The sequence below is a fragment of the Terrabacter sp. MAHUQ-38 genome (genome assembly GCF_014518425.1).
Classification (GTDB): domain Bacteria; phylum Actinomycetota; class Actinomycetes; order Actinomycetales; family Dermatophilaceae; genus Terrabacter.
The window spans coordinates 82,763-96,238 of sequence record NZ_JACVCU010000007.1 but is presented as its reverse complement, the minus strand read 5'-3'; the positions used below and the strand labels follow the sequence as shown (position 1 = coordinate 96,238).

Sequence of the window (13,476 nt, the reverse complement as noted above, 5' to 3'; positions counted from 1 at the left end):
CCTCGAGTCCACCGAGTTGGTCGGTCTCAACACCAGACCAGGACATTGGCCGGCGCAGGGCCCTCGCGAATAGGGACCCCTTGCCTCCGTCACCAAAGCGACATGGAGGTACACGATGAGACAGGACACCGCACCACGCCGACGGCGCTACGAGACGCTGCAGTCCGCTGCGGACCGGCTGGCCGTCGACACCCGAACCCTGCGTAGGTGGATCGCCGCCGGACGGCTTGAGGCTTACCGAACCGGGCCTCGCCTGCTACGACTGGACGTTGACGAAGTCGACGCTCTGCTCGCACCCATCTCCACTGCCCGAGGACGCTGAGCGTCGTCCGTTCACTCGTCCTTCGATGAGTCCTCGGCCATCCGACTCAGCGCCTCGGCGATGGCGGTGTCCCGGCCCGCGGCGGCGTGCTGGTAGCGCAGGGCCGCACCAACCGATGAGTGGCCAGGTCGCTGCTGCAGCTCAGCCAGTGTCGCACCCGCCATCGCCGCCAGGGTCGCGCCCGTGTGGCGCAGGTCGTGCACCCGAAGGTCCTGACGGCCCGCGGCGGCGCGCGCCTTACTGAAGGCGTCGTGGAACACCGTGGGTTGCAGATGGCTCGTCCCGTCCATCGCTGGGAACAGAAGCGACTCCTGGCCGCGCGACGCGAACTCGTCCAGATGCCTCTTGAGCGCCGGCACGACGTGTGGGGGGATGGACACCGTTCGCCGTCCTGCTGCCGACTTCGGAGACCCCACGACCGGCTTCCCGGCGACCCAAGCCACCGAGCGCTGCACTCGCACAACCTTCCTGACGAGATCGACGTCCTTGCGGCGCAGTTCGAGCACCTCGCCGATGCGCATGGCGCACCAGGAGCACAGCAGCGCGATGGCCCGCCGGTTCTCGGGCAGGTTTGCCACGATCACTGAGAGCTCCTCTACTGAGGCAGGACGGACCTCCCTGGCCCGCGGAACCGACGCCGCGGATCTGATGCGGCATGGGTTGGCCACGATCTCCTCATCGGCCACCGCCGTGTTCATGATCGCCTTCAGCAGCGCATAGGCGCGCGCGTTGGCCGTGGGCGTGGCTTCGTTCAACTGTCCCCACCAAGCGCGCACCGTGGCCGGCGTGATCTTGGCGAGCGGCACGGCACCGAAGTCATCCAAGAGGAAGCGCTGCAACAAGTGCTCGTAGCCCTCGCGCGTCCGCGGCTTGAGCCTCCTGTCGCGCAGCCAGGTGCGCGCATAGACCTCGAACGTCACAGAGTCCGCATCGACTGGCCGGCGCAGAGCCGGCGGCGACCAGTTGCCCGCGGAGATGAGCGCGCGCTCTGAGGCCAGCCACGCCTCGGCGTCGACCTTCGCGGCGAACGTCGATGGCGCGCCATACCGGGCCAGATCTGGCCCGACGTAGCTCGCCTGCCAACGCTTTGAAGGGAGCTTGCGCAGGTAGCCGAACCCGCGCCGGTTCGCCCTACCGACCATGGGAGTCGCCCTCGCCGGGCGCCATTGCACGCCGACCACGTCGTGCGATTCGTGCTATCTGCGTGCGATAGCGATGCACGTTTGAGTCATCTGGAGTCCACTCGTGACCACCAGCCAAACCTGTCCGCATGACTGCAAAACCGCAGGTCAGGGGCACTATCCGGCCCCTCAAGCACAGAGCTGGCGAAGAGACTCGAACTCTCAACCACCTGTTTACAAGACAGGTGCGCTACCGATTGCGCCACGCCAGCACGCCCGCAACCTCACGGCGCGGACGGGCGAAAGCGTAACCGAGCCGGGCGGCATACGCCCACACCACGGTGCGACCGGCCCTCGACCGGACCCCGCCGGCAACGCAGATGGACGGCCTCGCGCAACCCAGGGGTTGGTCGCGCGAGGCCGTCCGGGTCTGTTCTATCAGGAACTCACGGCAGACGCAGTACCTGGCCCACGTAGATGAGGTTCGGGTTGGAGACGCGTGCCGTGTTGGCCTTGTACAGCGCCTTCCAGCCGCCCTTCACGTCGTGGCGCAGCGCGAGCTTGCTGAGCGAGTCGCCGCGGCGCACGGTGAACTTGGCTCCCTTGCCGGAGTAGCTCGTCGACGTCGTCGCGTAGGTCTTCTTCTTCGTCACCTTCTTCGTCGTGACCTTCTTCGTCGTGACCCTCTTCGTCGTCACCGGTGCGCTGTCGTTCGACGGCGAGACGGAGACAGCGCCGCCGTTGGCGCGCGTCAGACCGGCCCGCTGCGAGCACACGGGCCAGGCGCCGGGCCCCTGGACCGCGAGCACCTTCTGCGCGATGGCGATCTGCTGGGACTTGGAGGCGAGGTCGGCGCGCGAGGCGTACTTCGTGCCACCGAAGCCACGCCAGGTGGCCGGGTGGAACTGGAGCCCGCCGTAGTAGCCGTTGCCGGTGTTGATGTGCCAGTTGCCGCTGGACTCGCACTGGGCGACGCGGTCCCAGACCGAGGAGGCCTTGGCCGACCCTGCGGTGGAGATGCCGGCGACGACGGTGGCGGCGCCGGCGATGCCGACTCCCGCGATGCGCTGCTTGACCGAGACCTTCTTGGCGGCAGCATGCTTGGACAGGTACTGCATGGGTGAGTCCTTCCTGACGCGCGCCTCCGGGGTTAGCTGTCGGGTTAGGGCGTCAGGTGCCCCGTCGCGTGCGCGACTTCACCCCAAGGCCAGATCTCGTCCTCTTGCCATGCGCTCGAACACACATGCACTCACTGGCCACACTGGTTCCCCCGTCCTCGCCCGGCCCACGGTGTGAGCTGCATCCCTGGCTGGCGAGGCTCGGCGCGCTCAGGGAACGGATTGTTGGGTGTCCATGTGAAATTGTGGTGCGTTCGTGTGGAGCCGGACGCCAGGAAGCGGCCCGGGAATCGAGTGGTGAGATCCACGTTCCGACCCGAAAGTCGGGGCCGCCGTGAGCGACGGTACGCGACGCTCACGGCACGACACAACAGAAGTCGAGATCTTTTCGTGATCTTTTCTTGATGAGAACGCGACCTGCCGCGTGCCGGTCACGGGCCGAACGGGTTCGCCGTGAACGGGTCCCACGTGAGGCTGGCCCCCCGCTGCAGCGCAACGAGTGCCGCCACGAGACCGAAGGCCGTGAGGACCATGGGCGCCGCCTGGGCCACCAGACCGGCCGGCACGAGACGCCGCGCCATAGAGCGTGAACCGCGACGGAGCGATGCTCCCCCGGGCCCCCGCCACAGCATGAACAAACCCAGAAAGCCGCCTACCGCGAGCGTCACCGGCGCGCCGGGACCGAGGTCGGTGCCTCGCGCGCCGGCGAGCAGGAGCGCGCTGGCGAAGATGCCGGCGAGCGCCACGGCGACGGGCAGCAGCAGGCCGACGGCGGTCGCAATGACGCCGACGACGAGGTGCCAAGGGCTCGACACGACCGCGTACGGCACGTCGCTGCGGCGCCGCCCGTAGTCGTAGCGGCGCAGCACGAGCGCGGTGACCGACCGGTCGGTGGCGCGGGCGAGGACCGACAGCCCGACGAGCACGAGCAGCGCGACGCCGGGCCAGGCCATGAGCGCGCCGATCCAGGCGATCCCTAGAGCCGCCAGCAGGCCGGTACGCATCGGCAGGCCGATCCGCGGGTCGCCCTCACGCTCGGGCGCCTCGTCGTCGTCCCACTCCTCCTCGGGCCAGTACCCCTGTGACACAGGGGCCTCCGGCTCGTCATCCCACTCGCTGCCGTATGCCGTGTGGCCGGGCTCCGGTGCCCGCGGCCCGGGCGGTGGCGGCGCCCATCGCACGCCCTCGTCGACGACGGGCTGCACGGCGGTCGGCATGACGGAAGGCATGACGGAAGGCATGACGGAAGGCATGACGGGAGGCATGACGGCGGTACCGCCGTTCTGGAGCACCTGCGTGTCGCCGGGGACGACCGTCGGCCGGTCGTCGTCCCACGGCCCGCCGCTCGGGGTCGGCACGGTCGCCGCCCGCCCCACGGCATACAGCTCCAGCGCGGCGATGACCTCGTCGGCGTGCGGGCGGCGGCGCGGGTCGGGTGACAGCGACGTGCGCAGGAGCGGCACGAGGCGTGGGTCGACGCCGTCGAGGTCGACGTCGCCGGCGCGCACGCGGGTGAGGACGGCGTCCATGCGGGCACGGCCGAACGGCGGACGTCCCGAGGCGGCGTACGTGATGGTGGCTGCCCACCCCCACCAGTCGGTGGCGTCGGTGATGGCCGCACCCTCGACGAGCTCGGGCGAGAGGTAACCGGGGGTGCCCATCACGAGCCCCCCCACGGTGTGGCGCACGTCGTCCTGCAGGTGCGCGATCCCGAAGTCGATGAGGACCGGCTCGCCGTCCTCGATGAGGACGTTGCCCGGCTTGATGTCGCGGTGCACGACGCCGCACGCGTGGATGCTGCGGATCGCCTCGGCGATCCCGCGCGCGAGGCGCAGCAGCTCGGCCGGCGCCATCGGCCCGTGGTCCTCGACGACCTCGTCGAGCGCCGGGCCCGGCACGTAACGGGTCACGATGTAGGGCCGCGGCGCCATGACGTCGGCGTCGATGACGCTCGCGACGCGGGCGTCACGGATGCGTGAGAGCGTCTCGACCTCACGGGCCAGGCGCTGACGGGCGTCGGCGTCGTTGGCCACGTGGGCGCGCAGCACCTTGATCGCGACGGCGCGTCCACGCGGGTCGAGCGCCAGGTGGACGACCCCCATGCCGCCCTCGCCGATCTCCTCGATGAGGCGGTACCGGCCGATGCGCTGGCCCCAGGCAGCGCCTCCCGCGCCCACGGGGACCCCGCCCGTGCGCACGCCCGCGCGCGGGCCCTGCACCCGCTCGGTGCGGTCGTACGCGGTCATGTCCCTACGGTAAGCGACCGGAGGGCTCCCGGATGAACCCCGTGGCCGCGCGCCGCAGTGTGTCCTGTTGCGGAAGGGTATGTCCGGGTGTGTCCGGCGGTCAGTGGGTGATGTAGTCGCGCAGCTGGTCGCGCTCGGACTGCAGCTCGGAGAGCCGGTGCTTGACGATGTCGCCGATGCTGACGATGGCCGTCAACCGGCCGTCGGCGTCGACGATCGGCACGTGGCGCACCCGCATCTCGGTCATGGTGCCGGCGAGGTCGGCGATGTTGTCGTCCGCCGAGCCGGTGGTCACGTCGCTCGTCATGATCTGCGCGACCGGGGCGTCGAGCACACTCGTGCCGCTGCTGTGCAGGTGGCGCACGATGTCGCGCTCGCTCACTATGCCGTCGACGCGGCTGCCGTCCGTGCTGACGACCACGGCACCGATCCGGTGCTCAGCGAGAAGGGCGAGTAGCCCCGAGACGGTCTCGTCGGGCTTGATGGTGATGACCTCGCTGCCCTTGCTGCGCAGCACGTCCGAAATCTTCACGGCGACTCCTTCACCTCGGCGCGATGCCCTCGAGTGGTCCCCGGTACCCGAGATGCCCTGACTCGACCCTAGAGCGGGACCGGACCGGGCGCCACCGTTCGCTCGTTAGAGTGAGACCGTTCGTGTCGCGCAGCAACGCCCCGGCCCACGGCCGGGACCACGAGGCAACACCCCGGCAACACCGCGCAGACACGACGACCGCCTCTCGAACCGCAGGAGTTGATTGGGTGCCGCCCGCAGGACCGACCTACGACCTCGTCATCGCGGCGAACCGCCTCCCCGTCGACAAGGTCGTCGCCGATGACGGACAGGTCGAGTGGCGTCGCAGCCCCGGTGGCCTCGTGACGGCGATGGAGTCGGTGATGCGCACCCAGCCCGGCGCGTGGGTCGGCTGGGCCGGTGACGCCGGCGAGGCTCCAGAGCCGTTCGACGAGGACGGCATCCACCTGCACCCCGTGCCGTTGTCGACCGACGAGGTCCGCGACTACTACGAGGGCTTCTCCAACGACACCCTGTGGCCGATCTACCACGACGTCATCGTGCCGGCGACGTTCCACCGCGAGTGGTGGGCGAGCTACCAGGCCGTCAACGAGCGGTTCGCCGAGGCCGTCGCCGAGGTCGCCGCCGAGGGCGCCCGTGTCTGGGTGCAGGACTACCAGCTCCAGCTCGTCCCGGCGCTCGTGCGCAAGCTGCGGCCCGACGTGCGCATCGGCTGGTTCAACCACATCCCCTTCCCGCCCGTCGAGCTCTTCGCCCAGCTGCCGTGGCGTGCCCAGCTGCTCGAGGGACTCCTCGGGGCCGACTTCCTCGGCTTCCAGCGCCAGGCCGACGCCCGCAACTTCGTGCGCGCCTGCCGCCAGCTGCTCGGCGCCTCGACGAAGCGCGACCGCGTCACGGTCGAGGGCGCGAACCGGCAGGTCCGAGCCGCCGCGATCCCGATCTCGGTCGACTTCCAGGGCCTCGAGGAGCTGGCCCAACGACCCGACGTCATGGCACGGGCCCGAGAGATCCGGGCGAGCCTCGGTGACCCGGAGGTGCTCATGCTGGGCGTCGACCGGCTCGACTACACCAAGGGCATCCGGCACCGCCTCAAGGCCTACGAGGAGCTCCTCTCCGAGCGCCACCTCGGTCCGCCGGAGGTCACCCTCGTCCAGGTCGCGACACCGAGCCGGGAGCGGGTCGACGCCTACCGCAACCTCCGGGCGGAGATCGAGCAGACCGTGGGCCGCATCAACGGAGAGCTCGGCAAGATCGGCGCACCGGCAGTGCACTACATGCACCACTCGTATCCGCGCGAGGAGATGGCGGCGCTCTTCCAGGCCGCCGACGTCATGCTCGTCACTCCCCTGCGAGACGGCATGAACCTCGTCGCCAAGGAGTACGTCACGTGCCGGCACGATCTGGGGGGCGCGCTCGTGCTGTCGGAGTTCACCGGCGCCTGGCACGAGCTGCACCAGGCCTTCGCGTGCAACCCGCACGACATCGAGGGCCTCAAGCAGACCATCCTGCGCGCCGTCAACACCCCGGCCAAGGACAAGCAGCGGATCATGAAGGCGCTGCGTCGCCGCGTCGCCGACCACGACGTGCAGCGCTGGGCGGCCCGCTACCTCGCGGCCCTCGACGCCGCGCCCGAGCAGCCCCGCGCCGAGCCACGCGGCCGCCCGACGCCGCACACGGAGGAGACCCCGCTCATGCCTGCGCCCGCCGACGCGGCCGGAGTGACGGCGGGGGGCGTTCGGCCGTGAACGCCGGCCCGCTGACCACGGCGGCGCTCGACGTCGCCGCGGCCGCCCCGACCCTGCTCGTCGCGACCGACTTCGACGGGGTGCTGGCCGGCTTCGACGCCGACCCGATGAAGGCGACCCCCCAGCCGGGCACCATCGACACGCTGCGCGCGCTGGCGCGCCTGCCCGGCGTGCACGTCGCCGTCGTGTCGGGACGCGACCTCGAGACGCTCCGCACCCTCACCGGCATCGGCGCCGACGAGCCGATCGTGCTCATCGGCAGCCACGGCGCCGAGTCGTCCAGCGCGGCCGTGCGCGAGGCCATGGAGGCCGCGGCCGTGACGCCGGACGACGAGGTGACGCTCGCCGAGCTCCGCGCCGACATCGAGACTCTCGTCAAGGAGCACCACCCCGACGCCGGCATCGAGTACAAGTCGGCCGCGGTCGTCGTCCACGTCCGCGGCCTGCCACGCGAGGTCGGTGACGCCGCCATCGCCGACGCGCGGAAGCTCGCCCTCGACCACCCCGGCGTCAAGGTCCTCAAGGGCAAGGCCGTGCTCGAGCTGTCGGTCTCGCACGCCGACAAGGGCTCTGCCGTCACGGCACTGGGCCGCCACATCGGCGCGGTCTCGCGCGTCTACCTCGGCGACGACGTCACCGACGAGGACGCGTTCATGCGGATGAGGCGCCCTGAGGACGTCACGGTCAAGGTCGGCACCGGCACGACGGCCGCCCGCTTCCGTGTCGACGACGAGACCGAGGTGCCCGGGCTGCTGACCCGCCTGCGCGAGCTCTGTTCCGCCAGTCACGTGCCGGGCTGAGCCCCGAGCCCGCGCCACCCGGCATACGGGCACGGCTGACCGGGCATGCCCCCAGCGGCTGTCAGCGGCTGGGAGGGGCTGTCAGCGGCGGCGGACGGCACCCGTCGAGCCGCGCACGACGAGCTCGGGACGGAAGACGTACTCCGCACGGGGAGAAGGCTGCCCGGCGATCTCGTCGAGCAGGGCGCGCACCGTCGCGGCACTCATCGCGTTGACGCTCTGGCGCACCGTCGTGAGAGGCGGATCGGTGAACGCGATCAGCGTCGAGTCGTCGTAACCGACGACCGAGAAGTCTCGCGGCACCTGGAATCCGCGTTTGCGGGCCTCCCGGACCGCGCCGAGCGCCATGAGGTCAGACCCGCACACGACGGCCGTCGCGCCACGGTCGAGCAGTCGGCCCGCGGCGGTCGCGCCACCCTCGACGGTGAAGAGCGAGCGCTCGATGAGGTCGTCGACGTCGGGCCGTCCGGTCAGCTCCTGCATCGAGTGGCGGAAGCCGGCGATCTTGCGGATGACGGGCACGTAGCGGTCGGGGCCGACGGCAAGACCGATCTCGCGGTGCCCGAGGCTGACGAGGTGCTCGAGAGCGAGGCCCATCGAGGCGACGTCATCGTTGCTGATGAACGGCGCGTCGACGCTCTCGATGAAGCCGTTGACGAGGACGAGCGGCAGGTTGCGCTCGCGCAGCGCGATGTAGCGGGACGGGTCGGTGGTCGTGTCGGCGTGCAGGCCCGAGATGAAGATGATGCCCGCGACGCCGCGCTCGAGGAGCATCTGGACGTAGTCGTCCTCGTGGACCCCACCGGCGACCTGCGTGCAGAGGACGGGTGTGTAGCCGTTCTGGGCGAGGGAGTTCTCGATGATCTGGGCGAACGCCGGGAAGATCGGGTTCGTCAGCTCGGGCACGATGAGCCCGACGAGACCGGCGCTCTTGCGGCGCAGTCGGCTCGGACGGTCGTAGCCGAGGACGTCGAGGGCCGTCAGCACGGCCTGCCGGGTCGACTCGGCGACGCCGGGCTTGCCGTTGAGCACCCGTGAGACGGTGGCCTCGGACACGCTCGCCTGGTCGGCGATGTCGCGCAGTCGTGCCTTCATCTCACCTCCGCCTTCGTCGGACGTGCCGTGGCCCGTCGTCGGTGGGGCGCCACGTCCAGATCGAGACGCCGGGCCCTGTGGCGCTCAGTGTGACAGCACGCTTGCCCACCTTCGGCGCCCGTCCGTATGCCGACGCGCCCGTGGCGATCCCGGCGAGGTGGCGCGGGTCGAGGGCGATCGGCTCGTGGGCGGCGCGAGCGACGTGCACGAGCGCCACCTCGTCGAGGGCCTCACGGAGGTAGACGATCGCGTCGCCCTCGGCGTGGACCCAGCGCAGACCTCCGCGACGCAGCGCCACCGACCGCTGACGCGCCGCGATGAGGCCCCGGTAGGTCGCGAGCGTGTTTGCGTCCCAGTCGTTCTCGTCCCAGGGCATTGGACGCCGACCGTCCTCGCCGAACGTGCCCTCCATGCCGATCTCGTCGCCGTAGGTGAGCATCGGCATCGACGGGAAGGTGAAGAGCAGGCCCGCCGCGGCCTCGACGAGGTCCGCCCCCACGATGGTCCGGATGCGCGGCACGTCGTGCGAGCCGACGAGGTTGAAGGAGTGCACGAGCGACTGCCACGGGATGCGCGAGGTGAAGTCGCGCATCGTCTCGGCGACGGCGCCCGCCTCGAGGTGGGGCAGCCGGGGGGCGCCGAGGAACCGCGGGTCCTTCGGCTCGTGGCGCAGCCAGGTCCAGGTCGGCTTGGCGAAGCCCGCGTAGTTCATGACGCCGTGCCAGCCGTCGCCCGGGACGTCGGCGGTGTAGTCGTGGAAGTGCTCCCCGACGAGCAGTGCGTCGGGGGCGACGCGGCCCATGACGTCGCGCATCTGGCGGGCGACGTCGTGGTTGACGTCGGTGGCCCGCCACCGGCCGGTCATGTTGGCGACGTCGACGCGCCAGCCGTCCAGCCCTCCGGCACGGCCGAGCCACTTGCGCACCACCCCCTGCGGGTCCTCGAAGATCCGCTGGCGCAGAGCCGGGTTGAGGTGGTTGAGCTTCGGCAGCGACGGCACGCCGAGCCAGGCGACGTAGGTGCCGTCCTCCCAGATGTAGTAGTCGCGCTCCGGCCTGCTCTTGCCGTCCGGCCCGGCTGCGGCGAGGAACCACTCGTGAGCGTTGCCCGTGTGGTTCGTCGTGAAGTCGCCCATCACCTTCATGCCCCGCTCGTGCGCGGCCTTCGTGAGCCGGCGCAGCGCAGGTGCCCCGCCGAGGAGCGGGTCGATCTGCTCGAAGGACGACGCGTCGTAGCGGTGGTTGGAGCGCGCCGGGAAGAACGGCGTCAGGTAGACGACGTCGACGCCGAGCGACTCCAGGTGGTCGAGGTGCTCGGTGATGCCGTCGAGGTCACCGCCGTAGAGCTGGTGGGCGACCCCCTTCGGGCTGGTGTCGACCGGGTCGGACCAGGCGGCCGCGATCGCCCAGTCGGGCGTCGCGTGCCTGTATGCGCCCCTCGAGCGCGCGAACCGGTCCGGGAAGATCTGGTAGACGACCGAGCCGAGCGCCCAGCCCGGCGGCGGCGAGTCGTGGGCGACGATGCGGAAGTCGCTCGCGTCCGGCACGTCCCGCTCGTGGACGCCGCTTCCGTTGAGCCACGCGTATGCCGTCGGGCCGCCCGTCAGCAGGAACCGGTAGTTCGTCGTGGGGTTGTGGCACGTCAGCGTGACGCGCCACCAGTCGTCGCACGCCGTCGTGCGCACCTTCTTCGCCACCGAGAAGACAGCCTCGCCGTCGGGTGCAGTACGCACGTGGACCGCGTCGACCCCCGCCTCGAGCGGGACCCGGACGAGGACGTCGACACGGTCGCCGAGGCGGGGCGTCTCGTCGGAGACGTACCGTCCCGACCCGTCGTGGTGCGGCCGGCTCAGCCACGACTGCTGACGGGTCGGGGCGGGACTCACTTGACGGATCCCGTGGTGAGACCGCCGACGAGCTGCTTCTGGAACGCCAGGTAGAGCAGGATGACGGGGATGGAGCCGAGCAGGGCGGCCGCCGTGAACCGCCCGAACAGGGTGTTCGCATCGTTGCCGAGTGTCATGCCGTAGAGGCCCACACCGAGCGTCTGGTTCTCGACGTCGTTGAGGAAGACGCTCGCCAACATGAACTCGCCGTAGAGGCCGACGAAGACGAGCATGAAGACCGTCACGAGGATCGGCATGACGAGGCGGAGCGTCATCGTGAAGAAGATGCGGACGTGGCTGGCGCCGTCCACGATCGCGGCCTCGTCGAGCTCGCGGGGCACCGTGTCGAAGTACCCCTTGAGCAGCCACACGTTGGCGCCGAGCGCCCCACCGAGGTAGGCCAGGATCAGGCCGGTGATGGTGTTGAGCCCGAACATCGGGAGCGCGTCACCGATGGACGCGAAGATGATGTACATCGCGACGATCGCGAGCAGCGCCGGGAAGAACGTCGTCAGCAGCAGCGCCATCATGCCCCCGCGACGGCCCTTGAACCGCAGGCGGGAGAAGGCGAACGCGGCACAGCCGCCGAGGAAGACCGCCCCGAGCGCACCGACGAGCGAGATGGTCATCGAGTTCTTGTACCAGCTCCAGAACGGACGCGAGCTGTCGTTGAAGAGGTCGACGAAGTTCTTCGTCGAGAAGCCCGAGGGCAGCAGGCTGGCAGTGTTCAGCGTGCCGCTGGGATTCGTCGCGGCCGAGTAGATGAACAGGATCGGGAAGAGCGCCCACACGAGGGCGAGGATGCCCAGTGCGTGGCGCCACCAGACCGAACCGCCGAGACCACGCCGTTTCGGGGAGGCAGGCGAGGTGCGGCCGGTCTCCTGCTCCACACGAGTCTCCATCCGCGGGTCGGCCGGGACGGGAGCGTTCACGGTCGACATCAGTTGACCTCCTCGAGAGCCTTGGTGCGACGGAAGCCCGGGATGCTCATCAGCGCCACGAGCAGGAAGATGACCACGGAGACCGCGGCCGCGAAGCCGTAGTTCGGGGCGCTGCCCGAGAAGGCCAGGCGGTACGCGTACGTGATGAGCAGGTCGCTGGAGCCGATGCTCGTGTCCTGGCCGTTGAACGGGCCACCCTTGGTGAGCAGGTAGATCAGGCCGAAGTTGTTGAAGTTGAAGGCGAACGACGCGAGCAGCAGCGGCCCGACAGCCACGAGCAGCAGCGGCATGATGATCGAGCGCAGCGTGCGGAACGCATTGGCGCCGTCGATCGTGGCGGCCTCGCGGACGTCCTGCGGGATGGACTGCAGGGCACCGGTGCAGACGATGAACATGTACGGGAAGCCGAGCCAGAGGTTCGTGATGAGGATCGCGGCCTTGGCGCCGAGATCGGTTCCGAGCCAGTCGATCCCGAGCCCGAGCGTCTGGTTGATGATGCCGTAGTCCTGGTTGAACATGCCCTTCCACACCAGCGCCGTGACGAAGCCGGGCAACGCGTACGGGAGGATCAGCAAGGACCGGTAGATGCCCTTGCCGCGCAGCTTCGGGTCGTTGAAGAGCAGGGCGATGAGCATGCCGAGCAGGAAGGTCGAGAGCACCGAGACGATCGCGAACACGACGTTCCAGATGAAGATCTTGAGGAAGCCGCTGCGGATCGTGTCGTCGGTGAGGATGCGCGAGTAGTTGGCGAGGCCGACGTTCTCTTTCCAGCCCTGCGGGAACGACTGGGTGGTGTCGGCGACGTTGACCCAGCGGGCATCCTTCGGGGCGTACACCGAAGGCGGTTGCGTCGAGGTGTCGGTGAGCTTGTCGGCGCCGGCGTCGAAGGTGACGGTCGCCCTGCCCTCGAAGGCCTCCGAGAGGCCGACCGGTTTGACACCTCCGCCGTCGGACGTCGGCACGGCGATGGCGGAAAGGTCCTTGCTCCGGGCGTTGGCCTGTCGGGCGTTGAGGACGGTGTAGCCGGGCGCCTTGGTGATCTTTCCGATCGACGTCTTCTCGACACCCGTGGCAGCCAGCGGCTTGAGGCCGGTCTTGTCACCGAGGTACATCGTGCCGTCCGGCTTGGTCAGCAGCAGGACGAGGTCCGCGGTGGTGGCGTCGCCGCCCTCCGCCGTCGCGATCGACATCTTGTAGCGCGGGGTGTTCGGGACCTCTCGCACGGACTGGGCGATGATGTCCTTGACCGAGTCCTCCTTGCTGTAGAGGTGGCCGTCGCCGTAGTTGGTCAGCGAGAGGTTCGCGGTGTAGAGCACGGGCCACACCTGGAAGAGGGTCATGAAGAGCAGACCCGGCACGAGGTACTTGAGCGGGACAGCTCGCCGCGTCGCGTAGACGGCGAGGATCCCCATCCCGACCAGTCCGGCGATGACGACGGCCATCGTGTTGCCTGCCGCGGCGAGCCTGGTGGCGATCCAGAGGATGCCGACCATCGCGGCGGCGATGAGAACCCACTTGATCGCGAGCGCGATGGGCTTGGTCATGTGACACGTCCTTTTGCGCCGAGCCGGCGCCGTTACCCGTAGATGCACGAAGGGAGCCCACGTGGAGCTCCCCCGGTGGCCCGTGTCCGGGCCGGGTCCCGGGGTCCGCCACGGCGGCAGACCCCGG

General features: G+C 69.9%; 11 protein-coding genes, 1 tRNA gene and 1 riboswitch. Of the genes, 3 read left to right on the top strand and 9 right to left on the bottom strand.

Annotation, left to right across the window (positions count from 1 at the left end):
• Positions 1-115: 115 nt before the first annotated feature.
• The gene (locus H9I49_RS21790) at positions 116-322 is read left to right on the top strand and encodes an excisionase family DNA-binding protein (protein WP_188032507.1); all 207 of its coding nucleotides are present in this window, start codon (positions 116-118) and stop codon (positions 320-322) included.
• A gap of 11 nt (positions 323-333) precedes the next feature.
• On the opposite strand, the gene H9I49_RS21785 is transcribed toward H9I49_RS21790, so the two are convergent.
• From H9I49_RS21785 to H9I49_RS21765, 5 genes are all read right to left on the bottom strand, one after another.
• The gene (locus H9I49_RS21785; protein ID WP_188032506.1) at positions 334-1,464 is read right to left on the bottom strand and encodes a site-specific integrase; all 1,131 of its coding nucleotides are present in this window, start codon (positions 1,462-1,464) and stop codon (positions 334-336) included.
• Positions 1,465-1,642: 178 nt separating this feature from the next.
• Positions 1,643-1,715 (bottom strand) — tRNA-Thr (locus tag H9I49_RS21780).
• Between the two features lie 174 nt (positions 1,716-1,889).
• Positions 1,890-2,561, bottom strand: a complete 672-nt coding sequence (locus tag H9I49_RS21775) for a transglycosylase family protein (RefSeq protein WP_188032505.1) — start codon at positions 2,559-2,561, stop codon at positions 1,890-1,892.
• 4 nt (positions 2,562-2,565) lie between these two features.
• A riboswitch (cyclic di-AMP (ydaO/yuaA leader) is annotated at positions 2,566-2,778 on the bottom strand.
• A 214-nt stretch (positions 2,779-2,992) separates the two neighbouring features.
• Positions 2,993-4,807: a serine/threonine-protein kinase gene (locus tag H9I49_RS21770; protein ID WP_188032504.1), complete on the bottom strand. Its 1,815-nt coding sequence runs from the start codon at positions 4,805-4,807 to the stop codon at positions 2,993-2,995.
• A gap of 100 nt (positions 4,808-4,907) precedes the next feature.
• Positions 4,908-5,339, bottom strand: a complete 432-nt coding sequence (locus H9I49_RS21765; RefSeq protein WP_188032503.1) for a CBS domain-containing protein — start codon at positions 5,337-5,339, stop codon at positions 4,908-4,910.
• A gap of 227 nt (positions 5,340-5,566) precedes the next feature.
• On the opposite strand from H9I49_RS21765, the gene H9I49_RS21760 reads away from it, so the two are divergent.
• Entirely contained in the window at positions 5,567-7,084 is a 1,518-nt protein-coding gene (locus tag H9I49_RS21760; protein ID WP_188032502.1) for a trehalose-6-phosphate synthase, read from the top strand.
• The gene (gene otsB / locus H9I49_RS21755) at positions 7,081-7,884 is read left to right on the top strand and encodes a trehalose-phosphatase (RefSeq protein WP_188032501.1); all 804 of its coding nucleotides are present in this window, start codon (positions 7,081-7,083) and stop codon (positions 7,882-7,884) included. Before H9I49_RS21760 ends, otsB begins: the two co-directional genes overlap by 4 nt.
• A gap of 81 nt (positions 7,885-7,965) precedes the next feature.
• Here otsB and H9I49_RS21750 read toward each other — a convergent pair whose 3' ends face one another.
• Genes H9I49_RS21750 through H9I49_RS21735 form a run of 4 tightly spaced genes read right to left on the bottom strand, consistent with a single transcriptional unit; the run spans position 7,966 to position 13,349 of the window.
• Positions 7,966-8,979 (bottom strand): LacI family DNA-binding transcriptional regulator, encoded by a 1,014-nt coding sequence (locus H9I49_RS21750; RefSeq protein ID WP_188032500.1) that lies wholly within the window; start codon positions 8,977-8,979, stop codon positions 7,966-7,968.
• 1 nt (position 8,980) lies between these two features.
• Positions 8,981-10,864 carry a glycoside hydrolase family 13 protein gene (locus H9I49_RS21745; RefSeq protein WP_188032499.1) on the bottom strand — a complete coding sequence of 628 codons (1,884 nt, stop codon included), beginning with the start codon at positions 10,862-10,864 and terminating at the stop codon, positions 8,981-8,983.
• Positions 10,861-11,805 (bottom strand): sugar ABC transporter permease, encoded by a 945-nt coding sequence (locus H9I49_RS21740; RefSeq protein WP_188032498.1) that lies wholly within the window; start codon positions 11,803-11,805, stop codon positions 10,861-10,863. Before H9I49_RS21740 ends, H9I49_RS21745 begins: the two co-directional genes overlap by 4 nt.
• Positions 11,805-13,349: an ABC transporter permease subunit gene (locus H9I49_RS21735; RefSeq protein ID WP_188032497.1), complete on the bottom strand. Its 1,545-nt coding sequence runs from the start codon at positions 13,347-13,349 to the stop codon at positions 11,805-11,807. Before H9I49_RS21735 ends, H9I49_RS21740 begins: the two co-directional genes overlap by 1 nt.
• Between the last annotated feature and the right edge of the window lie 127 nt (positions 13,350-13,476).

Coding starts and splice junctions, on each gene's coding strand:
- H9I49_RS21790 (WP_188032507.1), top strand. CDS start 116: ATGAGACAGGACACCGCACCACGCCGACGGCGCTACGAGACGCTGCAG.
- H9I49_RS21750 (WP_188032500.1), bottom strand. CDS start 8,979: ATGAAGGCACGACTGCGCGACATCGCCGACCAGGCGAGCGTGTCCGAG.
- H9I49_RS21775 (WP_188032505.1), bottom strand. CDS start 2,561: ATGCAGTACCTGTCCAAGCATGCTGCCGCCAAGAAGGTCTCGGTCAAG.
- H9I49_RS21785 (WP_188032506.1), bottom strand. CDS start 1,464: ATGGTCGGTAGGGCGAACCGGCGCGGGTTCGGCTACCTGCGCAAGCTC.
- H9I49_RS21770 (WP_188032504.1), bottom strand. CDS start 4,807: ATGACCGCGTACGACCGCACCGAGCGGGTGCAGGGCCCGCGCGCGGGC.
- H9I49_RS21735 (WP_188032497.1), bottom strand. CDS start 13,349: ATGACCAAGCCCATCGCGCTCGCGATCAAGTGGGTTCTCATCGCCGCC.
- H9I49_RS21740 (WP_188032498.1), bottom strand. CDS start 11,805: ATGTCGACCGTGAACGCTCCCGTCCCGGCCGACCCGCGGATGGAGACT.